A 22,644-nucleotide genomic window follows, 5' to 3' on the forward strand; every position below is an offset into this window, starting at 1 on the left:
CTTCAGCCCCCCTGGACGGCGGTGAGGACTTCCACGCGATCGCCCTCGCCCAGCGGTGTGCTCGCCCACTGCGCGCGCGGGACGACGGTTTCGTTGACGGCCGCGGCCACCCCGGAGGGCGCGGCGGCCAGGGAGCGGACGACGGAGTCGAGCGCGGTGCCCGCGACGATCTCCCGGCGCTCTCCGTTGACAGAGATCGAGATGTTCATGCGGGCTGCTCCTGAAGGACGGCGGACGGGGCGGTGACGCCGAAGCGCCGCGGTGTGAACGGGCGGGCTTCTTCCGGCAGTTCGCCGTCGGCCAGCAGCCCGGCCATGACATCGCCGGTGACCGGCGTGAGCAGCACCCCGTTGCGGTAGTGACCGGTGGCCAGCAGCAGCCCGTCGAGCCCGGACGGGCCGAGCAGCGGCGCGTTGTCCGGCGAGCCGGGGCGCACCCCCGCGCGGGTCTCGGTGAGCGGCAGCTCGGTGATGCCCGGCACCAGCTCATGGGCGTCGCGCAGCAGCTCGTACACGCCGCCCGCGGTGACCGTCGTGTCCCAGCCCAGCTCCTCGCTGGTAGCGCCGACGACCAGCTCGCCGTTCTCCCGGGGCACCAGGTAGACGTGGCCGCCACGGACGACGGCCCGCACGGTACGGCTCAGAAACGGCGCGTACGCGCGCGGTACGGCCAGCCGCAGCACCTGCCCCTTGACCGGCCGCACCGGCGGCAGCAGCGCCTCGGGCACGCCCGCGAGCCGCCCGCTCAGGCTGCCGGCCGCGAGCACCACCTGCCCGGCGCGCGGCGCGGTGCCGTCGGCGAGGGTGACCCCGGTGGCGCGGCCGCGCGCGACGTCCAGCCGCTCGGCCCACGCGCGGTGGAGCACCACGCCGGAGCGCTCGCACGCGACGACGAGGGCCGCCGCGAGCCGCCGCGGGTCGATCTGGTGGTCGCCGTCGACCCGCAGTCCGCCGCGTACCCCGGGCGCCAGCATCGGCTCCAGGCGTCGGCACTCCCGCCCGGACAGCCACTGCGACTCCAGGCCGCAGCGCTCCTGCAGGACGTGCAGTTCCCGCAGATGGGCACGGTCGTCGGCGTCGAGCGCGACCTGGAGGGTGCCGCAGCGGCGGTAACCGAGGTCGTGACCGGTCAGCTCGGTCAGCTCGGCCGCGAAGTCCGGGTAACGGCGCGCCGATTCGAGGTTGAGGGCGAGCAGGGTCTCCTCGCCGTAGTGCAGTTCGGTGACCGCGGCCAGCATCCCGGCCGCGACCCGCGCGGCCCCGCCGCCGGGCTCGGGGTCCACCACGGCCGTGGCGAGCCCGCGCTGCGCCGCGCGCCAGGCCGTGACCAGGCCGATGATTCCGCCCCCGATGACGAGGACGTCGGACGTGTCGGATGTGTCGGACGTACGTGACGGCATGGGCGTCCAGCCCCTCCCTTCGCCGGCATGACCCGGATCAGGTTCGTACGGTCGGAGGCCGCCAGCCTCCCTCTCAGCCCGGTGCGTCCGGGCTCCCGCGAGTGCTTGTACGGTGGCCACCCTAGCCCGCGGCCCGCCTCACCCGTAAGGGAGCCCCCGTCCATGGCACGCTCGCTCGACGGACTGATCCTCGCCCCCGTCGCGGACCAAGCCCCAGGTCAGGTGGGTACGCGCACCCGGTTCCTGTACCACGAGAAGGACGGCGAGATCTGGGCCGAGTACGCGGGCGGCGACGTGGTCCGCGGCCATCTGGTCGGCACCCGGGAGGGGGACCGGCTCGACTTCCGCTACGTCCAGCTGAAGACCGACGGCACGACCTCCTGCGGCCACTGCGTGTCCACCGTCGCGGAACTGCCGGACGGGCGGGTGCGGCTGGCGGAGACCTGGGAGTGGGAGTCGCAGGCGGGGAGCGGGACGAGTGTTGTGGAACAGGTCACCGAGCACGCCCCATGACTGACGGAATGTCACGTGTCTATGGTGATCGGGTGAGCGAGCAGACAGCGGAAGAGCGCACGTCACCGGGGCGGCGCATGGTCGTCGTCGGCGCGGGCATGGCCGGGGTGCAGACCGCGGTCGCCCTGCGCGAACAGGGTTTCAAGGGCACCGTCACCCTGATCGGCGCCGAACCGCACCAGCCCTACGACCGGCCGCCGCTGTCCAAGGCCGTCCTGCTCGGCAAGGCCGAGGACTCCGCCTTCGAGGTGGACTTCGAGTCCCTCGGCGTCGAGCTGCGGCTCGGCTGCGAGGCGCTGGGCCTGCGCCCGGCCGCGCACGAGCTGGACACCGAGTCCGGCCCGGTCCCGTACGACGTGCTGGTCCTCGCCACCGGCGCCGAGCCGATCACGCTGCCGGGCACCGCGGGCGTGCCGGGCGTGCATCTGCTGCGCACCCTGGACGACGCCGAGCGGCTGCGGCCGGTCCTGGCCGAGCAGCACGAGATCGTGGTCGTCGGCGCCGGCTGGATCGGCGCCGAGTTCGCCACCGCCGCGCGCGCGGCGGGCTGCGCGGTCACCGTCGTCGAGGCCGCCGACCGGCCGCTCGCGGGCGCCCTGCCCGCCGAGGTCGCGGCGCCCATGACCGCCTGGTACGCCGACAGCGGGGCCACCCTGCGCACCCACGCGCGCGTGGAGCGCGTCGAGCCGGGCGCCGTCGTGCTCGCCGACGGCACGCGGCTGCCCGCGGGCGCCGTCGTCGTCGGCATCGGCGCCCGCCCGGCCACCGGCTGGCTGGCCGGCTCCGGCATCGAGCTGGGCGTACACGGCGAGGTCGTCGCCGACGCCCGCCTGCTGACCAGCGTCGAGGACGTCTACGCCGTCGGCGACTGCGCCTCCTTCCCCTCGGCCCGCTACGGCGAGCGGCTGCTCGTCCACCACTGGGACAACGCCCTCCAGGGGCCGCGCACGGTCGCCGCGAACATCATGGGCGAGACCCCGACGGAGTACGACCCGGTGCCGTACTTCTGGTCCGAGCAGTTCGGCCGGTTCGTGCAGTACGCCGGGCACCACGCGGCGGCCGACCGCCTGGTGTGGCGCGGCGACCCGGCGGGCCCGGCCTGGACGGTGTGCTGGCTGCGTGCGGACCGCCTGGTGTCCCTGCTGGCCGTGGGCCGCCCGCGCGACCTGGCCCAGGGACGCAGGCTGATCGAGGCCGGGCGCAGGATGGACGCGCGGGCGCTGGCGGATCCGGGCAGGCCCCTGAAGGACGCCGTCGCCGAATAGCACACCCTCCCACACCCTCTCGCCTGGACCTGTCTGACTTCCGACTGTCAGTGGGGGATGGCAGGCTTGTTCACGTGACCGAGATTGACGCAAAGATCGATGCTCTCGTCCCCGCCTGGCTCACCCTCCCCGACATCGCCGAGATGCTCGGCGTCGAGGTGACGCGCGTGCGGCAGCTGGTCAAGGAGGGCCAGCTCATCGCCGTACGCCGAGGGGAGAACCGGGCGCTGCACGTCCCCGCCGCCTTCATCGACGGGGACAAGGTCGTCAAGGGCCTGTCCGGGACCTTGACGCTGCTGCGGGACGACGGCTTCACGGACGAAGAGATGATCGAGTGGCTCTTCACCCCCGACCCGACCCTGCCCGGCACCCCCGCGCAGGCCCTGAGTGAGAATCGCGGCACGGAGGTGAAGCGCCGCGCCCAGGCGCTCGCCGTCTGAGCCGAGCCCTACCACGAGGGGGGTGTGCGGGCCGCTGCCGTGAGCGGCGGCCCGCACACCCCCGACACCCGTCAGCGCCACCGATCCCGGGGGGACCCACGCATGTCCGACACCGCACGCACCGCGCTCGCCGGCGCCCGCCTGTACCTGTGCACGGACGCGCGCAGGCGCCAGGGCGACCTGCCCGAGTTCCTGGACGCGGTCCTGGCCGGCGGTGTCGACATCGTGCAGCTGCGCGACAAGGGCATGGAGGCCGCCGAGGAGCTGGCGCACCTGGAGGTCTTCGCCGACGCCTGCGCCCGGCACGGCAAGCTCCTCGCGGTCAACGACCGCGCGGACGTCGCCCACGCCGCCCGCGCCGACGTGCTCCACCTCGGCCAGGGCGACCTGCCGGTTCCCGCGGCCCGCGCCATAGTCGGCGACGAGGTGCTGATCGGCCGCTCCACGCACGCCGGGTCCGAGGCCACCGCGGCCGCCGCGCAGGACGGCGTGGACTACTTCTGCACGGGTCCCTGCTGGCCCACCCCCACCAAGCCCGGCCGCCACGCCCCCGGCCTCGACCTGGTGCGCCACACGGCCGCCCTCGGCACCGAGCGCCCCTGGTTCGCCATCGGCGGCATCGGCCTCGGCAATCTCGACGAGGTGCTGGAGGCCGGCGCCCGCCGGGTGGTCGTCGTCCGCGCGATCACGGAGGCGGACGACCCGGGTGCCGCCGCGGCGGAGTTCGCCGAGCGGCTGCGGCAGGTCTGAGGCCCCGTGCGGCCGGTCCTGTCCACGAGTTTGTCCAAGGGCTGGACAGGAGGGCGACAATTCGGGCAAATTTCCGGCGTCCGGTTGGGGGACCGCCGCCCCCTGGCTAACCTGCCCGTATGGCCCTAGGAACCGCATCCACCAGGACTGATCGCGCACGCACCGTGCGTGACATGCTCGCCACCGGCAAGACGACGTACTCGTTCGAGTTCTCCGCGCCGAAGACCCCCAAGGGCGAGCGGAACCTGTGGAGCGCACTCCGCCGGGTCGAGGCGGTCGCGCCCGACTTCGTCTCCGTGACCTACGGAGCCGGCGGCTCCACCCGCGCGGGCACGGTCAAGGAGACCCAGCAGATCGTCGCCGACACCACGCTCACCCCGGTCGCCCACCTCACCGCGGTCGACCACTCCGTCGCCGAACTGCGCAACATCATCGGCCAGTACGCGGACGCCGGTATCCGCAACATGCTCGCCGTGCGCGGCGACCCGCCGGGCGACCCCATGGCCCAGTGGGTCCCGCACCCCAAGGGCCTGACCTACGCGGCCGATCTCGTCCGGCTGATCAAGGAGTCGGGCGACTTCTGCGTCGGCGTCGCCGCGTTCCCGGAGATGCACCCGCGCTCCGCGGACTGGGACACCGACGTCGCCCACTTCGTGGACAAGTGCCGGGCCGGTGCCGACTACGCCATCACACAGATGTTCTTCCAGCCGGAGTCGTATCTCCGGCTGCGCGACCGGGTGGCGGCGGCGACCTGTGACACCCCGGTGATCCCGGAGGTCCTCCCTGTCACCAGCGTGAAGATGCTGGAACGGTTGCCCAAACTCAGCAATGCGGTCTTCCCGGACGCCCTGAAAGAGCGGATCCTCACAGCGAAGGACGATCCGGCGGCGGTACGCTCCATCGGTATCGAGTTCGCCACGGAGTTCTGCGCTCGGCTGCTCGCCGAGGGAGTGCCCGGACTGCACTTCATCACGCTCAACAACTCCACGGCGACCCTGGAAATCTACGAGAACCTGGGCCTGCACCACCCCCCGCAGGCCTAGACCGGCCGCATCGCCATGGGACACACTGCGTAGCGGTCACTGGGAGAGGGGCGTACATGGGCTGGACGGTCCTCTATATCGCGTTCGGTGTCGTCGCGCTGTGGTTGCTGGGCGAAGTGCTGCTCCAGTACAAGGCGCGGCTGCGCTGGCGGCTGCTCGCCTTCGCCGGCTTCCTCGGTGTCGTGGTCGGTGTGCTGTTGCCGTCCGTGATCGTGATCGGCGTGGGCGCCATCGCCTTCGCCGTCGGCCAGACCTACGTCACGCTGTCGTTCCGCCGCGGCTTCGCCGCCGGCTGGGCGGTCAAGCGGCCCGACGCCGAGAGCGGCGCCGGCAGCAAGCGCCGCCGTGGCAGGGCGGACCGGCAGGACCCGACGCTGGAGGTCTCCGACCTGGAGCCCGCCGCCCCCGAGGACGAGCACGAGCCCGAGCAGCCCGGCTACGCGCAGGGCCACGAGGGCTACGACTACGACCGCGACGACGTCTTCACCCCGGCCCGGCCCGCCGACCCCACGGCCGCCGAGTCCACCGCCGTCTACGAGCCCCAGCCCATGCCCGAGGACACCGGCTCCTACGGCGTCTACGGCGAAACCGCCACCCACGCGGCCCAGCCCCAGGGCACCGGCCAGCAGGCCTACGCCTACGACTACTCCGGCTACGGCCAGCAGGGCTACGGCTACGCCGCCGGTGACCAGCAGGCCTACGCCAACTACTCCGACCCGTACATCGGCAGCCAGCCCTACGGCGGCGGGTACGACGCCGGCTACGCCGGGCAGTACGGCCAGCAGGGCTACGCCCAGGACCCGTACGCCGGCGGCGGTTACGGCGAGACCCCGCCCGGCGGGGTGTGGGTCCCGCAGCAGCGCACCGACGAGGCCTACGGCGGTGAACTCCCGCAGGAGCAGCCGTACCCGTACCAGGGCCAGGGGCACGGCCACGCGCAGCAGCCGCAGCCCGGCGCCGGGTACGACGAGCAGTACCGCTTCTGACGGGGTCCCCTCACTGGGAGCCGCGGAACTCCGGGCCCTCCACGATCAGCCCCGCCACCAGCGCACCCGACATGCCCGCGTGCGCAAGGCCGCCGCCCGGGTGGGACCAGCCGCCGACCCGGTACAGGCCGGGCAGCCGCGTGGTGTTCGCCGGGTGCAGATAGCGGCCCCGGCCGGCGGCCAGCGCGGGGGCCGGCACCGCGCCGAGGAAGGCACTCGTCTCGTCGTCGGAGTCGTCCGGCGTGCGCACCTCCTGCCACAGGACACGGTCCCGCAGGCCCGGTACCGCGGCCCCGGCAGAGTCGAGGAGATGCTCCGTGTACCGGCGGACCACGGCCTTGTCGTCCCAGTCGACGGCGGTCGGCACCACCGCGGACAGCACCATGGACTCGTGCCCGTCGTCCGGGCTGAGCGCGGGATCGTCGGGGCGCAGCACGGTCACCGTGGGCCGGGGCGGCTGGTCCCCCTCCGCCGAGGCCAGGAAGTCCAGCTCGGACACGGGGTCCGGCGCGTGGACGACCGTACGGTGCGCGGCACCGGCCTCGCGCCCGCCGCGCAGGGCCAGCAGCACGGCGAACCGCCCCGGACGGGTCATGAACGGGTCGGCCCGGACATCCCCGTCCCGGTCGAGCGGACGGTCCGTCATCACCTTCAGCCGCGCCGGGTCCACGTCCGCCACGACATGGTCGGCCTCGGCCACCGTGCCGTCCCGCAGTTCCACGCCCGTGGCCCGCCCGTCCTGGTCCAGGACGCGCATGACCTCCGCGTCGAAGACGAACTCGACCCGCCGCTTCAGGCACCGCTCGTACACCGCCCGCGCCAACTCCCGGATGCCGCCCCGCACATACCAGGTGCCGAAGGCGTGCTCCATGTAGGGCAGCACGGCGGCGCTCGCCGGGGCGGTCCGCGGATCCAGGCCGTGGGCGAGCGCACTGCTCTCCAGCAGGGCCGCCAGCCGCTCGTCGCGCAGCTCCCAGGCGCCGATCTCGGCCGGCGTGCTCGCACGCCGCGTGCGCAGCAGCCGCTTGTGCGGGACACCCGGGTAGGGCTCCTTGTCGGCCAGCACCCGCCAGTTGGGCCACAGCGGCTCCTCCAGCAGCGGCCTGCGTGTGCGGTCCCAGGCCTCCCGGGCCCGTACCAGGAAGTCGCCCCAGCGCTCGCCCGCGCCCGCGCCCAGCGCCTCGTCCAGCGCCGCGACCACGCCCGCGCGCGAGGCGTTCGGCACCGACACCTCCGTGCCGTCCGCGAAGACGTGCCGCGCGGAGGGGTCGACCTGGACCAGCTCGACGCAGTCCTCCAGCGGCTCCTTGCCGGTCTTGACGAACAGATCGCGGTACACCGCGGGCAGCGTCAGCAGGCCTGGGCCGGTGTCGAAGGCGAACCCGTCCCGCTCCAGACGGCGCACCGCACCGCCGTACGTGTCCGTCCGCTCGTACACCGTCACCCGGTGGCCCGCGACGGCCAGCCGGGCGGCGGCCGCCATCGCGCCCATCCCGGCGCCGATCACCACAATCCGTGCCATGCCTGCGACTTTATCGACCGCCACCGACAATCCCGCCCGCGGGCGGCCTCGGTACAGGTCAGGGCGCCCGTGAGGCGAGCCGGCGCTCCTCCCGGCGCTGGGCGCGGCGGCGCAGGAAGCGCCGGATGCGGGTGACCAGGAGGACCAGCACGACCAGCCCGCCGGCCAGCAGGACGGCCGCGACGACCGCCGCCGCCTCCGGGTGGAACATCGCGAGCGACACGACGCCGCCCACGCCGAGATCCTCGCTGAGGCTGAGCACGAGGTTGCTGAACGGCTCCGGTGAGGCGTTGACCGCCATCCGTGTCCCGGCCTTCACCGTGTGGCTGGCCAGCGCCGTCGAGCCGCCGATCAGACCGGCCGCCACGTCCGACACCGAGCCGCTGTGCCCGGCGAGCAGCGTGCCCACCCAGGCGCCCGCGAGCGGCCGGACCACCGTGTGCACCGAGTCCCACACCGAGTCGATGTACGGGATCTTGTCGGCGACCGCCTCGCACAGGAACAGCACACCGGCGGCGATCAGCACCTCGGGGCGCTGCAATGTCTGCGGGACGTCGTCGCTCACCCCCGTCAGGCCGAACAGGCCGAGGAGCAGCACCACCGCGTAGGCGTTGATGCCGCTGGCCCAGCCACTGGTGAAGACCAGGGGGAGTACGGACACGGACGCGATCGTAGCCAGGCGCGGGCGGGCAGGCGTGGGCACGCGCGCGTACGGCTGAGTATCCGTACTCAGGTGGCGAGATGAGTACCCGCGCGGATGGGCCGCGGCCCGCGCGGACGGGAGAGTGGAGGCACGGCAAGGGGGCGTGGCCCGGCACCGCCGGCACGGGGCGGCGGAACGGCGCCCGCCACCTGGCCGCTCCTTCCGCCGATCCGTCGGCGGAAGCGAGACGGGGGACCCGGGGGAACGACCGCCCACGGGGGACCGACGGGGGAGAACCGTACGGGGGAGTACGGGGGAACAAGGGGAAACGGGGGAACAAGGGGAACGGGAAGGCGCCGGTCCGGCGAGGGACCGGCGCCTTCCCCCTCTTCTTCGGCGGCGGCGCTCAGCCCCTGCCGCTCACGCGCCCCTGGAGCAGCCGGGACAGCGCCGCGTGGACGTCGTCCAGGGAGCGCTCCGGCTGGAACGACTTCCAGTCCAGCGCGGCCACCAGGACCATGCCGACCAGCGCGGCCGCCGTCAGCGGGACGTCGATCTCGTCACTGAACTCCCCGCCCGCCACGCCTTCGCGCAGCACCTCCTCGACCACCGCGACGGCCTGCTGACGGACCACCATCAGCGTGGACTGCCAGGCCCGGTTGGTGCGCCAGAGCTCGGCCACGTACAGCTGGGTGAAGGCCGGGTAGCGGTCGATGAAGACCAGGCCCGCGCGGATCATCGCGTCCAGCGCGTCGACCTTGCTGCCGCCCACGCGCGCGGTGTGCTCCGCGGCCTCCTTCAGGGAGGCGGTGAGCAGACCCACACCGTGCCGCAGCAGCTCCTCGAAGAGGACCGACTTGCTCGCGAAGTTGTAGTAGACCGTGCCTTTCGCGACCCCGGCCCGCTCGGCGATCTCGTCCACGGTGGTGGCGGAGAAGCCCTGCTCGGCGATGAGCGTGACGGCTGCCTCGTAGAGCTTCTGCCGGGTGGCCTCGCGGCGCGTGCTGCCGCCGGACCTGGCGCTGCTGCTTTCCATGGCCCCGATTCTCACAGGTACGCGTGCGTGCCGAGACTCCTTGGGGATCACAGGGTCAGCTCCGGGTGCAGCCGGTCGAGCGTCCACACCTGGCGGCGCCGGGCCGCGACGGCGGTCAGCGCGAGCGCGCCCGCGGTGAACGCGGCCAGCACGGCGCACGCCTGCCAGACCGGGCCGAGCCCGCCGCCCGTGATCAGCCGGCGCAGCGCCTCCACTATGTAGCTCATCGGCAGGAACGGGTGGATCGCGTTGAAGAAGCCCGGACTGGTCTGCACGGGGTACGTGCCGCCCGCCGAGGTCAGCTGGAGCATCAGCAGGGCCAGCACCAGGATCCGGCCCGCCGCTCCGAAGCGGGCGTTCAGCCACTGGACGATCGCTCCGAAGCACGCGGTGACCAGGAACAGGAAGCCGACCGTGCCCGCCGCGTGCAGCATCTGGAGGCCGATCGCCCAGTGCAGCACGGCCATCAGCGCCGCCACCTGGAGCACGCCCACGGCGACCACCGGCAGCCAGCCGGCGAGCGCGATCCGCCAGGCCGGCGAACCGGCCGACAGGGCGCGCCGGTTGAGCGGCTGGATCAGCATGTAGGCCACCATCGCGCCCACCCAGAGGGACAACGGGATGAAGTACGGGGCGAACCCGGTGCCGTAGTTCGGTGCCTTGTGCAGGTCCTGGGAGGCCAGCCGGACCGGGTCGGCCATCACGCCGGTGCGCGCGTCGCGTTGGCGCTTGTCGTAGTCCGGGATCTTCTTCGCGCCGTCGTGCAGCCCGCCGGCGAGCCGGTCGGAGCCGTCGGACAGCTTGTACATGCCGCCGTTCAGGGTCCGGGCGCCGGTGGCCGCCGTGCCGATGCCCTCGTCGAGTGTGTCCGCGCCGGTCTGCGCGGTGCCGAGGCCCGTGTGCAGCTTCTTGGCGCCCGCGGCGACCTTCTGGGCGCCGTCGTTCAGCTCGTCGATCTTCTTGACGGCGTCGTCCAGGTCCTCGGACAGACGCGGTGCGCGCGCTGCGAGGGCGTCGGCCTGCTTCTGGAGCGTGCCGAGGTTGGCCCGCATCGTCTTCAGGTCGCCGTCCTGGTCGGCGACCAGCGTGTCGAGGTCGTCGGCGACCCCGGCGACCTCGTCGGCGGCCGTCCTGGCCCGCTTGAGGTCGGGACAGACGGGGTCCGGGAGGACGCCGGTCTCGCAGCGCGTCCGGTAGACCTCGTCGAGGACGGCGGAGGAGCCGTGCGCGGTCTTGTCGGCGACGGGCGCGAGCTTCATCAGGACGTCGAGGTTGTCCTTGACGGTCTTCGCCGAGTCGGAGACCAGCCGGGCGGTGTCCCCGATGGTCTTCTCGTTGTCCTTCAGGAAGGGTCCGGCCTTGTCGTGGACCCCGTTGACCTTGTCGGCGAGTTCCTTGGTGCCGTCGGCGACCTGCCGGGAGCCGTTCTGGAGGTCACCGGCGCCGGTGTCCAGCTTCTTCAGGCCCTCGGCCAGGCTGCCGCTGCCGTTCTTGGCGTCCCTCAGCCCGTCGGCGAGGTCCTTGGAGCCCTTCTCCGCCTTGCCGATGCCCGTGTTCAGCCTGTCGGCGCCCTCGGCGGCCGTGACGGTCCTGCCGTGGATGTCGGAGAACGAGACGAAGATCTTGTCGAGGAAGGTACGGGAGGCCTTGGCGGAGGCGGCCGAGCGCACCTCGTTGAAGACGGTCCGGGAGATCTGGCCGACGATGTAGTTGTTCGCGTCGTTGGTACGCACGCGAAGGGCGCCGGTCTCGGGGGTGTCTCCCGAACTGGAGGCGATCCGGCGGCTGAAGTCGGCGGGCATCGTCAGCGACAGGTAGTACGTGCCGTTCTCGACGCCCGCGCGGGCCTCGTCGTCGCTCACCTCGTGCCAGTCGAAGGTCCGGCTGTCGTGCAGCCCGGCGACGATGTCGTCCCCGGCGGTGATCTCCTTCCCGCCCGCCGTGGCGCCCTTGTCGTCGTTCACCAGGGCGACCGGGATGCGGTCCAGGCGGCCGTACGGGTCCCAGAAGGACCACAGGTACAGGGCGCCGTAGAGCAGGGGCAGTACGAGCAGCGCGACCAGGGCGGCGCGCGGCAGCTTTCCGCGCCCGAAGCGCCTGAGTTCGAGCGCGGCCAGCCTAGGCGAGCGCATCGGCGTCCTCCTCGGTGTCGCTGTTCGCGGAGCTCTCGGCATCCGCGGCTTCCTCACCGGCCGGGGCCCCGGCGTCCTTTGCCCCGGTCCGTACGGCCACGCAGTCCGCGGGCGCGGTGCGGCAGACGGCCGCGACCGTCGTCCCCGCGCGCGTGACGGACCGCAGCAGGTCCCAGGCCTCGTCGCGCTCGGTGTCCGAGAGCTTCAGGTCGACGTCGTCGACGCCGAGCAGCCCGGGCCGGCCGAGGAGGGCCAAGGCGATGGACAGACGCAGCTCCTGGAGCCGCTCCAGGTCGCGTACGGCCGTCCGCGAGCCCTTGGGCAGCGTTTCGAGGTCGAGCCCGGCGGCGGCCAGCGCCGCGTCGACGCGCAGCCGTGCCTCGTGCGTGCGCTGCGGGCGGGGGCGCAGCAGCTCGCGCAGGGAGTCGCCGAACCGGCTCTGCAGCAGCGCCCGTTCGCGCAGGTGCTCGCCGACGGTCAGGGCCGGCTCCAGGTCGGTCACCCCGGCCACGTTGGCCACCGCGCTGATCCTGCGCAGCGCGGCCATGCGCCGCGGGAGGGCGAGCCCGCCGACGGCGGCCGTGCCCTCGGTGGTCTTCATCCGTCCGGTGAGCGCGAGCAGCAGGCTCGTGCGGCCGGAGCCGGACGGTCCCTCGATCGCGATGAGCGCGCCGGGTTCCGCGTCGAGGGTGACGCCGCGGAAGGCCCACCCCCGCGGTCCCTTGAGTCCGAGGCCCTCGGCCGTGACGTCCACGCCGTCCACAAGCCCCCCTGCCTGATCGCCGTATTTTGAACTGACTGGTCAGTGCAAAAATACGCCCGAACCTTCGATCGAGGCAAAACCCCAGGTCAGATCGGATTGTCAGTGGCATACCTCACGATGGGCACATACGGCACACCCGTGCGAGGGCGTGCCGTCACCCAGACGACAGGAGGTTCGTCATGGCCAACCCGTCCGCCGCCGCCCGCCGGCGCCGCGCCGCCGGCCCTGCCCCCTCACCGACCGGCCCGGCGAGCGACGTGCACCCCGTGCTCCGCCGGACCACGGCCCCACCCGCCGCCCTCGACCTGCTCGCCCAGGCCCGCGCCGGACTGGAGGAGACCGCCGTCCTGGAAACTCCGAACGAGCGCTATGCGACGGCCCACCTCGCCGCCCTGCGCACCGCCGCCGCCGTGCTCGCCGCCCGGGGCCGGCCCGAGGCCAACCCGCGCCGCCGCGCGCGGATCCGCAGCGCCTGGGAGGTGCTGCCCGAGATCGCCCCCGAACTGACCGAGTGGAGCGCGCTGTTCGCCTCCGGTGCCGCCCGCCGCGCCCGCGCCGAGGCCGGCATCCAGGGCGCGGCCGGACAGCGCGACGCCGACGACCTGATACGCGACGTCGCGATGTTCCTGCGCATCGTGGAGCGGATGCTGGTCCTCCAGCCGGTCCTGCCGCAGCCCCGCGGGGACACGCGGGACACCGGGGAGCCGGCCGGACCGGGAGTGCGCGGTGACCTTCCGGACGCGGGCTGACCACGCGGAAGTCCGCGGTGCGAGACGCACCGGGAGCCGCCCGGCGTCGGTGACCGGGTACGGCGCCGGAGGCAATAGGGTGGAGGTCGCCTGAAGCGTTCCCCCTGCCGAGGAGTCAACTGCCGTGTCGGACCCGACGCGCCCCCGCGCCTCCCTCCGTACCGCCGTGGTCTGGGAGGTCCTCCAGGACGCCCTCGACCGCCGGGTCAAGGCCACGGGACGGGACTGCCTGGACGTCCTCGACACCGGAGGCGGCAGCGGCAACTTCGCCGTGCCGCTCGCCCGGCTCGGCCACCGCGTGACCGTCGTCGACCCCAGCCCGAACGCGCTGTTCGCGCTGGAGCGGCGGGCCGCCGAGGCCGGCGTCGCCGAGCGGGTCCGGGGCGTCCAGGGCGATGCACACGGCCTGTTCGACGTGGTCGAGCGCGGCGGCTACGACGCCGTGCTGTGCCACGGAGTCCTGGAGTACGTCGACGACCCGGCCGAGGGCGTGCGCAACGCCGTGGCCGCCCTGCGTACGGAGGGCGTCCTCAGCCTGCTCGCCGCCGGCCTCGGCGGCGCCGTGCTCGCCCGCGCCCTCGCCGGCCACTTCACGGAGGCCCGGCAGGCGCTCCAGGACCCCGACGGCCGCTGGGGCACCGGCGATCCGATGCCGCGCCGGTTCACCGCCGAGCAGCTCACCGCGCTCGTCGAGGGCGCGGGCCTGACCGTCGGCGCCGTGCACGGTGTGCGGGTCTTCGCCGACCTCGTCCCCGGCGTCCTGGTGGACACCGAACCCGGCGCCCTCGACGCCCTCCTCACGCTGGAGGCCGCCGCGGCCGAGTTGCCCGCGTTCCACTCCGTGGCCACCCAGCTGCACGTGCTCGGTGAGACACCGGGTGCCGCCGGGGTCTGAGCACACCGCCGGGACCCGCCGCTGATCAGGGCATCGGCGGCGGATGGAGTACGACACAAGACCCCCGATCGTGGGGTTTGCGCCGTATGATCGAGGTGCATCACCCGGCATGACGGGCCGGTCGCAGGGGAATGGAAGCCTCAGCGAACCGGGACGGCCATGGCGGAATCCGGTTGGCCAATTGGCGTAGAGGGGCGGGTTTCACGGGGGCGATTCCCTGCCTATCCTGAAGGGACCCCCCGGGTCGCCCCGGCGACTGCACGATGAGGAGGACTCCGTGCCGCTCTCGGAGCACGAGCAGCGCATGCTCGAGCAGATGGAGCGAGCGCTGTACGCCGAAGATCCCAAGTTCGCGTCGGCGCTTGAGGGAAGCGGTCTGCGTACGTACACCCGGCGTCGGGTCTACCAGGCGGTCGCAGGCTTTCTCGTGGGTATCGCGCTCCTCATGGCCGGAATGGTCGCGCAGCTGATCTGGGTCAGCGTGGTGGGTTTCCTCGTCATGCTGGGCTGCGCCGTACTCGCCGTCACCGGCTGGCGCAAGGCGCCGAAACCGGGCGAGCAGCCCGCGGGCGCCGCCCGCCGGCAGCCGCGTCCCAAGCGCTCCATGATGGACCGGATCGAAGAGCGCTGGCAGCGCCGCCGGGACGAACAGGGCCGCTAGCGCCGTGCGTCGGATTCCGCCGACGCCGACAGACAACGTGTGAGGGGCGACCACCCGAGGTGGTCGCCCCTCACACGTTGCGCCTTCCACGCCTGCGGCGTCTCAGCTCTGCTGCTCCGACGGCCGGCGCAGGCTCGGCCGGGCCGCCGTCACCCGGGTCCGGAGCGCCGACCAGCGGGCCGAGAGCGCCCACAGCACCCGCACCGACGAACGGGGCAGGAACAGCGCCCGCAGCCGTGCGCCCGTACCGACCGCGCCGCGCAGCCCCTCGATCACCCGGCGCACGTCCTCCGCGGCTCCTGCCGCCGGCCGCGGCCGCGGCGCGTACAGCACCTGCTCCACGGCGTCCGCGACCCGGTGCACCGCCGCACCGGCCGCCGGGTCCAGCTCGCCGAGCCGGACGATCCGGTCGGCGGCCCTGCGCGCGGTCAGCGACTCGTCCGGCGTGACGCCGTAGTCCCAGGCGCTGTCCGTCAGCTCCTGCCAGGCCGCCAGGGTGTGCCGCGCCGCGCCCTCCTCGGTCCGGGCATGCGCCCCGAGCCGTACCGAGCGCACCCGCGCCCGCCACAGCAGCGGCGACAGCGGAACGGCCAGTACCACGAGCGCGGCCAGCCCGATCAGCACGGCCCACCACGGGCCCGCACCGCCGCCACCGCTCACCGGCACCGCCGCGGCCGACGCGGTGTCACAGCCCTGGACCTTCACCAGCGCCGCCGAGCAGCTCTCGCTCGGCGAGGCCGCCGTCGACGGCGCCGCGGACGACCGCCCCGAGGGCAGGTCCTGGTCCGGGAGCGAGGTGCCGGGGGTGTCCGGCACCGTGTACGACGGCGTGGTGCCCCGGGTCGGGGTCGGCTCGAAGCGGGTCCAGCCGACGCCCTCGAAGTACAACTCCGGCCAGGCGTGCGCGTCCTTCGGGCTCACCCTGACCGTGCCGTCGACCTGCGGGGTGCCCGGGGCGAAGCCCACCGCGACCCGGGCCGGGATGCCGAGCGTACGAGCCATCGCCGCCATGGCGAAGGAGAAGTGGACGCAGAATCCCTGCTTCTTCTTCAGGAAGTTCGCGATGGCGTCCGGCCCGCGGCCGACCTCCACCTGGATGTCGTACTGGAAGCCGCCCGTGAGCGCGAAGTAGTCCTGGAGCTTGACCGCTTCCTCGTAGTGGTTGCGGGCGCCCGCGGTGATCTGCTTCGCCGTCTGCGCCACCACCTTCGGCAGCGCGGACGGCACCTGGGTGTACGCGCGCTTCAGGGCCGCCGGCGGCTCCGGCGCGGCGGCCAGCTGCTCGGCCGTCGGCTGCACGTCCAGACTGGTCACCTGGTAGGTCTCACCGCGGGTGTTCTGTCCGTGGTCACCGACGAGGGTCATGCCGACCGGCTCGTAGCGCCAGCGGCCGGCGATCTTCACCCCGCTCGGCGGGTACGGCATCGGCAGCCAGTTCTGGGCGTACCAGTCCGCCGCCGAGATCGTCGTCGTCACCGTGCCCCGCTTGACGTCCGGGCTCAGGCCGGTCGGCGTGGGGAAGGCGTCCGGCACGCCGACGATGCGCCGCTGGGCCGGCTTCCAGGTGGTGCCGTCGAAGTCGTCCAGGGAGACGATCCGCAGGTACAGGTCCGAGACGTCGTTCGTGCTGGTCCGCACGGACAGCACCTGGCGGTCGTCGTTCGTGTTCAGACTGTCGCGCAGCGACACCAGCGGGTTGACCGCCGAGACGGTGCCCCCGTCGCCGTTGCCCGCGCCCATCCCGGTGCCGGCGGCGCCCAGCAGGCCGCCGCTCATCGCGGGCAGGGCGAGCGGCACCAGCAGGGCGACGCCGAGCGCGACCGCGCCGATCCGGCGTCCGCTGCGCACCGGCGCCACCGCGCCGCCGTCCGGGGCGCCGGGCGAGCGGGGCCCGCCGCCGAAGACCCGGCCCCACTGCGCCAGCCGGTCGCGGCCCTCGGCGAGCAGCAGCATCAGATAGCCGGCCGCGGCCACCAGGAACCACAGCCAGTCGGCGCCGCCGTGGGACAGCCCGGCGGCCACCGAGTACAGCGCGAGCAGCGGCAGCCCGGCCGGGGCCGCGCTGCGGAAGGTCACCGCGAGGGTGTCCACCAGCAGGCCGACGATCAGGACGCCACCGATCAGCATCAGCTTGATGCCGTCGGTGAGCGGCGCCGGTATCGCGTACTCGCTGACGTCGGTGGAGCCCTGCTGAAGCAGGTCGGCCAGATACCGGAAGGTGCCCGGGCCGGGGATCAGCCCGATGAGAGCGTGTCCGCGCGCGAAGACCAGGGTCAGCATGAGCAGGGTGACCAGCGCCTGCGCGGCCACGGTCAGCGGCCGGCCGAGCGGCACCCGGCGGGCCGCCGCGCCGACTCCGGTCTGTACGGCCACCAGCGGGATCAGCTGGAGCAGCCAGGTCGGCGCGGCCACCAGCGGCAGCAGCGCGCACGAGGCCATCAGCGTGGCCGCGGCGGCGCACAGCGCCAGTCGTGCCCGCCCGCTCATCGCGACGCCTCCTCGCGCACCGGGGCCGGCCCGGAACACTCCTTCACGCCTCCGCCTGCCCGCGCACCGACGCCCGACCGGAACCTTCGCTCATGCCTCCGCCCTCGCCTCACCGCGGCCGCACCGTGCCGTCCGCTCATGCCCCGGTCTCCCCGCTCACGGCGGCCAGCCCGGACCGCACCCGGTCCGCCTGTTGCCACAGTGCGTTCAGCGGGGCGCCGCGCGGCACGCTCAGCGCCGTCCAGCCCGCCTCGCGCAGTACGCGCAGCCGCTCCTCGTGCCGGTCGCCCGGCCGGGGCACGTCGGTCGCCTCACGCACCCAGGTGTCCGGGTCGAGCACGAAGGCGACGGCGCCGCCGGTACGCCGGCTCATCTTGGCGACCGTCGCGGCCTGTTCCTCGTCCAGGTCGCCCAGGAAGGCCACCAGCAGACCCTCGTTGCCGCCGCGCAGCACGTCGTACGACCGGGACAGGCCCGTGCCGTCGGAGTGGTCGATGACTGCCAGGGTGTCCATCATCAGCCCGGCCGCGTCCGCGGTCTCCGGGCCGCTGCCCGAGAATCCGTCGCCGCCCTCGCCGGGCACCGCGCTGCCGGTGTCGGTCAGCAGCCGTACCGAGAAGCCCCGTTCGAGCATGTGCACCAGCACCGAGGCGGCGCCGGAGACGGCCCACTCGAAGGCCGAGTCGGGGCCCGCGCCCTCGTAGGCACCGCCCCGGGTGTCCAGCAGGACGGTGCAGCGGGAGCGCCGGGGCTGTTCCTCGCGGCGGACCATCAGCTCGCCGTAGCGCGCGGTGGAGCGCCAGTGCACCCGGCGCAGGTCGTCGCCGTAGCGGTAGCCGCGCGGGATCACGTCGTCCTCGCCCGCGAGGGCCAGTGAGCGCTGCCGTCCGTCGCCGTAACCCTTGGCCTCGCCGCTGAAGCGGACCGGGGGGAGCGGCTCCACGCGTGGGATGACCGTGAGCGTGTCGAACGCCGAGAAGGAGCGGGTCAGTTCGCACATCCCGAAGGGGTCGGTGAGCCGCAGCTGGAGCGGGCCCAGCGGGTAGCGGCCGCGCAGGTCGGAGCGGACCCGGTAGGAGACCTCGCGGCGGCCGCCCGGCTCCACGCGGTCCAGCACGAACCGGGGGCGCGGCCCGAGGACGTAGGGCACCCGGTCCTGGAGCATCAGCAGACCGGTGGGCAGCCGGGAGACGTTGTCCATCCGCAGGTGCACCCGGGCCTCGCTGCCGGCCGGCACGCGCGCGGGGGCGAGCCGGCGGGTGGCGGCGACCCGGTAGCGCGTGTGGTAGAGCACGGTCGCGCAGAGCAGGGGCAGCACGGCCAGCAGCAGGCCGACCCGCAGTAGGTCGCTCTGGCCGAGCACGTACGCGCAGATCGCGGCGGCGATCCCGGCGGCCAGGAAGGAGCGGCCGCGGGTCGTCAGCCCGGAAAGGGCCGTACGGACGCCGCCCGCCTCCCCCCGGTCGGGCTCCGCCTGCCCGGTCCCCCCGGCGCTCATCACAGGCTCCGCGGGGGGTGCTGGGGGTACGCCGGGACGGCGCGGCCGAGGCCGCCGAAGCTGTTCTGCCCGCCCTGCGCCGCGGGCACCGGGGTGTGCTGGAGGATCTCCTGCACGACCTGCTCGGCCGTACGGCGGTTGAGCTGGGCCTGGGCGGTGGGCAGCAGACGGTGGGCGAGGACGGCGACGGCGAGCGCCTGGACGTCGTCCGGCAGCGCGAACTCCCGCCCGGCCAGGGCAGCGGTCGCCTTCGCCGCACGCAGCAGATGCAGCGTCGCGCGCGGGGAGGCACCGAGTCTGAGGTCGGGGTGTGTGCGCGTGGCGGCGACCAGTTCCACCGCGTAGCGGCGGACCGGCTCGGAGACGTGGACCCCGCGCACCGCCTCGACCAGCTTCACGATCTCGTGCGCGTGCGCCACCGGCTGGAGGTCCTCCAGGGGACTCACGCCGCCGTGGACGTCGAGCATCTGCAACTCGGCCTCCACGCTCGGGTAGCCGACGGAGACGCGGGCCATGAAGCGGTCGCGCTGAGCCTCGGGCAGCGGATAGGTGCCCTCCATCTCGACCGGGTTCTGCGTGGCCACCACCATGAAGGGGCTGGGCAGTTCGTAGGTCTGCCCGTCGATGGTGACCTGGCGCTCCTCCATGGACTCCAGCAGCGCGGACTGGGTCTTGGGCGAGGCGCGGTTGATCTCGTCGCCGATCACGATCTGCGCGAAGATGGCGCCCGGCTTGAACTCGAAGTCCCGGCGCTGCTGGTCCCAGATGGAGACACCCGTGATGTCCGAGGGCAGCAGGTCGGGCGTGAACTGGATGCGCCGCACCGAGCAGTCGATCGACCGCGCGAGCGCCTTGGCGAGCATCGTCTTGCCCACTCCGGGGACGTCCTCGATCAACAGATGGCCCTCGGCGAGCAGCACGGTCAGCGCGAGCTGTACGACCTCGGGCTTGCCCTCGATCACGCCCTCCACCGAATCCCGCACCCGCTCCACCGTGGCGGTCAGATCAGTGAGGCTCGCTCGATCGTCATAGGTCGTCACCCGGCCCTCCTCGGCCCGTCTATCCGGGCCGACGCTCTGTGACGCGTAACCGGCCCACCCCGAAACACGGACACCACGCGGAAACAGTTCCGCGTGACGTCACCCCCCGCATTCTTGCTGCCGTTACCGATTCGTGTCACTCGCCTGTGGACAACTGCCCGCACGATGTCGGTCTTACGGCTTTTTCGACCCTGTCTTCGAGGGTTTCGACGACCTCGATGATCTCGATGTTCTCGCTACAGGGCCGGCGTGGAAGGCGCCGGGTCTCCGGGGCGGTCGGCCGGTCGGTGCGGTCAGGCCGGGTCGACCTCGCGCAGCAGGCCCGTGCGCACGTCGAACACGAAGCCGCGCACGTTGTCGGTGTGCACCAGGAACGGCGAGGTGCGCACGCGCTGCATGGACTGGCGTACGTCCTGGTCGACGTCGCGGAAGGCCTCCACCGCCCAGGCGGGGCGCTGGCCGACCTCCATCTCCAGGTCGTGCCGGAAGTCCTCGGTGAGGGACTCCATGCCGCAGCCCGTGTGGTGGATCAGCACGATGCTGCGGGTGCCGAGCGCGCGCTGGCTGATGGTCAGGGAGCGGATCACGTCGTCGGTGACGACGCCGCCGGCGTTGCGGATCGTATGGCAGTCGCCGAGCTCCAGGCCGAGCGCGGCGTGCAGGTCGAGCCGGGCGTCCATGCAGGCCACGACCGCGACCTGGAGCACGGGACGCGCGTCCATGCCGGGGTCGGTGAACTCGGCGGCGTACCCCTGGTTGGCCTCGACCAGGCGGTCCGTCACGGTGCCGTCGCTGGTTATGGCGCCTTCGGGTCCACTGGGAACTGCTGCGGAAGTCGTCATACCGATGACGCTACTGGTCACACTCGGTCCCGTCCTCCTGTGAGAGCGGACAAAGAACGCCATGGTGGCTTGTTGTGAGCTAACCCACACGGACGGCAAAACCTCGCCGAACGGGTGAATCATTTCGTATTGCGGCTTCCACCGCGATGCGATACGCGACGCGCAGGCCGGTTGATTGACCGGGAGACAGGGTGGACTAAAGTGACGCGAAGCGGGAGACGTGGCTCTCCCTGCTGGTGAAACCCCTGGAGACCCCGGCGAACACCCGGACCGTCTCCTCACGTGCGCGGCGCGTACGTACGGCTCGGCCTCCTCCCGCTCCCGGCCGGCCGACGCTTCCGGCGCCGGCAGGCCTCCCCTTCACGAGCAGGCGGGGTCCGGCGGTGCGGCACGGCCGGCGGATCTGAGAGGCCCCTTTGAGCCAGAGTCGACACGTCCCGGTGATGCTCCAGCGGTGCCTGGATCTGCTGGCCCCCGCCCTGGAGCGGCCGGGAGCGGTGGTCGTCGACTGCACCCTCGGCCTCGGCGGGCACAGCGAGGCGCTGCTGGCCCGGTTCCCCGAGGCCCGGCTGATCGGCCTCGACCGGGACAAGGAGGCGCTGCGGCTGTCCGGTGAGCGCCTCGCGCCCTTCGGCGAGCGCGCCACCCTGGTGCACGCCGTCTACGACGAACTGCCCGACGTGCTGCGCCGGCTCGGCATCGCGCGCGTGCAGGGCATCCTGTTCGACCTCGGCGTCTCCTCGATGCAACTGGACGAGGCCGACCGCGGCTTCGCCTACGCCCAGGACGCACCCCTGGACATGCGGATGGACCAGACGACCGGCGTCAGTGCCGCCGAGGTCCTCAACACCTATCCGGCGGGCGAACTCGTGCGCATCCTGCGCGCGTACGGCGAGGAGAAGCAGGCCAAGCGGATCGTGTCCGCGATCGTGCGCGAGCGCGAGAAGGAGCCGTTCAGCAACAGCGCCCGGCTCGTGGAGCTGATCCGGGACGCCCTGCCGCAGGCGGCCAAGCGCACCGGCGGCAACCCGGCCAAGCGCACCTTCCAGGCGCTGCGCATCGAGGTCAACGGCGAACTGTCCGTCCTGGAGCGGGCGATCCCGGCCGCGGTGAAGGCCCTCGACGTCGGCGGACGCGTCGCCGTGCTCTCGTACCAGTCGCTGGAGGACCGGCTGGTGAAGCAGGTGTTCGCGGCCGGCGCCGCGTCCACCGCGCCGCCCGGACTGCCGGTCGTGCCCGAGAGGTACCAGCCGCGGCTCAAGCTGCTCACCCGCGGTGCCGAACTTCCCACCGAGGAAGAGGTCGCCGAGAACCGCCGGGCCGCCCCGGCCAGGCTGCGCGGCGCCGAGCGCATCAGGGAGGACGCCGAGTGAGCGAGACGGGTCGGTCGGACTTCCGGACTCACCAGGGGAGTCGGTTGGAATCCCGTACCCACCAGGGAAGCCGGTCGGATTCCCGCACCCACCGGGGGAGCAGTGAGTAGGAAACCCGCACTGAGGGGGCGGGCCGCGCGGCTCGCCCGGCTCATCCCGGCCGGCCGCGCCCGCGCGGCCCGCACCCCGTTCGTCCTCCTCGTCGTCCTGCTCCTCGGCGGCGGCCTCATCGGGCTGCTGGTGCTGAACTCCGCTCTGAGCGAAGGCTCGTTCAAACTCGCCGACCTCCAGAAGCGGACGAAGAGCCTCACCGACGAGGAGCAGGCCCTCCAGCGGGACATCGACGACTACTCCTCGCCCGACGCCCTCCAGCGCCGCGCCCACGAGCTCGGCATGGTTCCCGGCGGCGACCCGGCCTTCCTCGGCCCCGACGGCAGGGTCAGGGGCGTGCCCAGTGCCGCCCCCGAGTCCGCCGCCCTCACCGGCCGGGTGGCCCCCGAGGCCATGACCCCGGCCGCCGTCCGCTCGCCGTCCCCCTCCGCGTCGCTCCCCGCTCCGGCCCCCTCCGCCGCGACCCCGCAGACAGGCCCCCGGGGCGCCCCCGCGC

At 73.3% G+C, this 22,644-nt stretch carries 22 protein-coding genes and 1 riboswitch; of the genes, 11 read left to right on the forward strand and 11 right to left on the reverse strand.

Features of this window, described 5'->3' with window-relative positions; all coding sequences use genetic code 11:
- Window positions 1–2: 2 nt before the first annotated feature.
- Together thiS and thiO are read right to left on the reverse strand one after the other, a co-directional pair.
- Window positions 3–209, reverse strand: coding sequence for a sulfur carrier protein ThiS (thiS, locus tag BIV25_RS12960; protein ID WP_079176600.1), 207 nt, complete (start codon window positions 207–209; stop codon window positions 3–5).
- The gene (thiO, locus tag BIV25_RS12965; RefSeq protein ID WP_071372443.1) at window positions 206–1,399 is read right to left on the reverse strand and encodes a glycine oxidase ThiO; all 1,194 of its coding nucleotides are present in this window, start codon (window positions 1,397–1,399) and stop codon (window positions 206–208) included. The genes thiS and thiO overlap by 4 nt, the downstream gene beginning before the upstream one ends.
- Window positions 1,397–1,508: riboswitch (TPP riboswitch) on the reverse strand. Its footprint overlaps the gene before it by 3 nt.
- A 53-nt stretch (window positions 1,509–1,561) precedes the next feature.
- Here thiO and BIV25_RS12970 point away from each other — a divergent pair.
- From BIV25_RS12970 to BIV25_RS12995, 6 genes are all read left to right on the forward strand, one after another.
- Window positions 1,562–1,912: a hypothetical protein gene (locus tag BIV25_RS12970; RefSeq protein WP_071372417.1), complete on the forward strand. Its 351-nt coding sequence runs from the start codon at window positions 1,562–1,564 to the stop codon at window positions 1,910–1,912.
- Between the two features lie 32 nt (window positions 1,913–1,944).
- Window positions 1,945–3,177 carry an NAD(P)/FAD-dependent oxidoreductase gene (locus BIV25_RS12975; protein ID WP_079176601.1) on the forward strand — a complete coding sequence of 411 codons (1,233 nt, stop codon included), beginning with the start codon at window positions 1,945–1,947 and terminating at the stop codon, window positions 3,175–3,177.
- A gap of 74 nt (window positions 3,178–3,251) precedes the next feature.
- Window positions 3,252–3,617 carry an Rv2175c family DNA-binding protein gene (locus tag BIV25_RS12980; RefSeq protein WP_071372419.1) on the forward strand — a complete coding sequence of 122 codons (366 nt, stop codon included), beginning with the start codon at window positions 3,252–3,254 and terminating at the stop codon, window positions 3,615–3,617.
- A gap of 102 nt (window positions 3,618–3,719) precedes the next feature.
- Window positions 3,720–4,367: a thiamine phosphate synthase gene (gene thiE / locus BIV25_RS12985; RefSeq protein WP_071372420.1), complete on the forward strand. Its 648-nt coding sequence runs from the start codon at window positions 3,720–3,722 to the stop codon at window positions 4,365–4,367.
- Window positions 4,368–4,486: 119 nt separating this feature from the next.
- The gene (gene metF, locus BIV25_RS12990; protein WP_071372421.1) at window positions 4,487–5,410 is read left to right on the forward strand and encodes a methylenetetrahydrofolate reductase [NAD(P)H]; all 924 of its coding nucleotides are present in this window, start codon (window positions 4,487–4,489) and stop codon (window positions 5,408–5,410) included.
- 56 nt (window positions 5,411–5,466) lie between these two features.
- Window positions 5,467–6,396 carry a hypothetical protein gene (locus BIV25_RS12995; RefSeq protein WP_071372422.1) on the forward strand — a complete coding sequence of 310 codons (930 nt, stop codon included), beginning with the start codon at window positions 5,467–5,469 and terminating at the stop codon, window positions 6,394–6,396.
- A 10-nt stretch (window positions 6,397–6,406) separates the two neighbouring features.
- On the opposite strand, the gene BIV25_RS13000 is transcribed toward BIV25_RS12995, so the two are convergent.
- The 5 genes from BIV25_RS13000 to BIV25_RS13020 all read right to left on the reverse strand — a co-directional run bounded on the left by BIV25_RS13000 (window position 6,407) and on the right by BIV25_RS13020 (window position 12,492).
- Complete coding sequence (locus BIV25_RS13000) at window positions 6,407–7,918, reverse strand: NAD(P)/FAD-dependent oxidoreductase (protein WP_256255783.1); 1,512 nt, start codon at window positions 7,916–7,918, stop codon at window positions 6,407–6,409.
- A 58-nt stretch (window positions 7,919–7,976) separates the two neighbouring features.
- Window positions 7,977–8,579: a DUF4126 domain-containing protein gene (locus tag BIV25_RS13005; protein WP_071372423.1), complete on the reverse strand. Its 603-nt coding sequence runs from the start codon at window positions 8,577–8,579 to the stop codon at window positions 7,977–7,979.
- A gap of 388 nt (window positions 8,580–8,967) precedes the next feature.
- Window positions 8,968–9,597, reverse strand: a complete 630-nt coding sequence (locus BIV25_RS13010; RefSeq protein ID WP_071372424.1) for a TetR/AcrR family transcriptional regulator — start codon at window positions 9,595–9,597, stop codon at window positions 8,968–8,970.
- Between the two features lie 47 nt (window positions 9,598–9,644).
- Window positions 9,645–11,729 carry a YhgE/Pip family protein gene (locus tag BIV25_RS13015; protein WP_071372425.1) on the reverse strand — a complete coding sequence of 695 codons (2,085 nt, stop codon included), beginning with the start codon at window positions 11,727–11,729 and terminating at the stop codon, window positions 9,645–9,647.
- Window positions 11,716–12,492, reverse strand: coding sequence for an ATP-binding cassette domain-containing protein (locus tag BIV25_RS13020; RefSeq protein WP_071372426.1), 777 nt, complete (start codon window positions 12,490–12,492; stop codon window positions 11,716–11,718). The genes BIV25_RS13015 and BIV25_RS13020 overlap by 14 nt, the downstream gene beginning before the upstream one ends.
- A 179-nt stretch (window positions 12,493–12,671) precedes the next feature.
- Here BIV25_RS13020 and BIV25_RS13025 point away from each other — a divergent pair, with 179 nt between their 5' ends.
- The 3 genes from BIV25_RS13025 (at window position 12,672) to BIV25_RS13035 (ending at window position 14,797) form a co-directional block, all read left to right on the forward strand.
- A complete protein-coding gene (locus tag BIV25_RS13025) occupies window positions 12,672–13,241 on the forward strand; it encodes an SAV_6107 family HEPN domain-containing protein (protein WP_071372427.1) in 570 nt (189 codons plus the stop codon).
- Window positions 13,242–13,365: 124 nt separating this feature from the next.
- Window positions 13,366–14,136, forward strand: coding sequence for a methyltransferase (locus BIV25_RS13030; protein WP_071372428.1), 771 nt, complete (start codon window positions 13,366–13,368; stop codon window positions 14,134–14,136).
- 277 nt (window positions 14,137–14,413) lie between these two features.
- Window positions 14,414–14,797, forward strand: a complete 384-nt coding sequence (locus BIV25_RS13035) for a DUF3040 domain-containing protein (RefSeq protein ID WP_071372429.1) — start codon at window positions 14,414–14,416, stop codon at window positions 14,795–14,797.
- Window positions 14,798–14,899: 102 nt separating this feature from the next.
- On the opposite strand, the gene BIV25_RS13040 is transcribed toward BIV25_RS13035, so the two are convergent.
- From BIV25_RS13040 to BIV25_RS13055, 4 genes are all read right to left on the reverse strand, one after another.
- Window positions 14,900–17,284 (reverse strand): DUF3488 and transglutaminase-like domain-containing protein, encoded by a 2,385-nt coding sequence (locus BIV25_RS13040; protein ID WP_071372430.1) that lies wholly within the window; start codon window positions 17,282–17,284, stop codon window positions 14,900–14,902.
- 136 nt (window positions 17,285–17,420) lie between these two features.
- Window positions 17,421–18,782: a DUF58 domain-containing protein gene (locus BIV25_RS13045; protein WP_071372431.1), complete on the reverse strand. Its 1,362-nt coding sequence runs from the start codon at window positions 18,780–18,782 to the stop codon at window positions 17,421–17,423.
- A complete protein-coding gene (locus BIV25_RS13050) occupies window positions 18,782–19,822 on the reverse strand; it encodes a MoxR family ATPase (RefSeq protein WP_071372432.1) in 1,041 nt (346 codons plus the stop codon). The genes BIV25_RS13045 and BIV25_RS13050 overlap by 1 nt, the downstream gene beginning before the upstream one ends.
- A gap of 293 nt (window positions 19,823–20,115) precedes the next feature.
- Window positions 20,116–20,664: a carbonic anhydrase gene (locus BIV25_RS13055; RefSeq protein WP_071372433.1), complete on the reverse strand. Its 549-nt coding sequence runs from the start codon at window positions 20,662–20,664 to the stop codon at window positions 20,116–20,118.
- Between the two features lie 416 nt (window positions 20,665–21,080).
- Between BIV25_RS13055 and rsmH the strand changes: the two genes are divergently transcribed.
- Window positions 21,081–22,037: a 16S rRNA (cytosine(1402)-N(4))-methyltransferase RsmH gene (gene rsmH / locus BIV25_RS13060; protein ID WP_079173304.1), complete on the forward strand. Its 957-nt coding sequence runs from the start codon at window positions 21,081–21,083 to the stop codon at window positions 22,035–22,037.
- A 102-nt stretch (window positions 22,038–22,139) separates the two neighbouring features.
- The coding region (locus BIV25_RS13065; protein ID WP_107486090.1) for a septum formation initiator family protein at window positions 22,140–22,644 on the forward strand (505 nt) is incomplete at its 3' end.

It is taken from the genome of Streptomyces sp. MUSC 14 (genome assembly GCF_001866675.1).
Taxonomy (GTDB): Bacteria; Actinomycetota; Actinomycetes; order Streptomycetales; family Streptomycetaceae; genus Streptomyces.

Excerpts from the sequence above, each read along its gene's own strand:
- thiS (WP_079176600.1), bottom strand. The coding sequence starts at position 209 with ATGAACATCTCGATCTCTGTCAACGGAGAGCGCCGGGAGATCGTCGCG.
- thiO (WP_071372443.1), bottom strand. The coding sequence starts at position 1,399 with ATGCCGTCACGTACGTCCGACACATCCGACACGTCCGACGTCCTCGTC.
- BIV25_RS12970 (WP_071372417.1), top strand. The coding sequence starts at position 1,562 with ATGGCACGCTCGCTCGACGGACTGATCCTCGCCCCCGTCGCGGACCAA.
- thiE (WP_071372420.1), top strand. The coding sequence starts at position 3,720 with ATGTCCGACACCGCACGCACCGCGCTCGCCGGCGCCCGCCTGTACCTG.
- metF (WP_071372421.1), top strand. The coding sequence starts at position 4,487 with ATGGCCCTAGGAACCGCATCCACCAGGACTGATCGCGCACGCACCGTG.
- BIV25_RS12995 (WP_071372422.1), top strand. The coding sequence starts at position 5,467 with ATGGGCTGGACGGTCCTCTATATCGCGTTCGGTGTCGTCGCGCTGTGG.
- BIV25_RS13000 (WP_256255783.1), bottom strand. The coding sequence starts at position 7,918 with ATGGCACGGATTGTGGTGATCGGCGCCGGGATGGGCGCGATGGCGGCC.
- BIV25_RS13010 (WP_071372424.1), bottom strand. The coding sequence starts at position 9,597 with ATGGAAAGCAGCAGCGCCAGGTCCGGCGGCAGCACGCGCCGCGAGGCC.
- BIV25_RS13015 (WP_071372425.1), bottom strand. The coding sequence starts at position 11,729 with ATGCGCTCGCCTAGGCTGGCCGCGCTCGAACTCAGGCGCTTCGGGCGC.
- BIV25_RS13025 (WP_071372427.1), top strand. The coding sequence starts at position 12,672 with ATGGCCAACCCGTCCGCCGCCGCCCGCCGGCGCCGCGCCGCCGGCCCT.
- BIV25_RS13040 (WP_071372430.1), bottom strand. The coding sequence starts at position 17,284 with ATGAGCGGGCGGGCACGACTGGCGCTGTGCGCCGCCGCGGCCACGCTG.
- BIV25_RS13045 (WP_071372431.1), bottom strand. The coding sequence starts at position 18,782 with ATGAGCGCCGGGGGGACCGGGCAGGCGGAGCCCGACCGGGGGGAGGCG.
- BIV25_RS13055 (WP_071372433.1), bottom strand. The coding sequence starts at position 20,664 with ATGACGACTTCCGCAGCAGTTCCCAGTGGACCCGAAGGCGCCATAACC.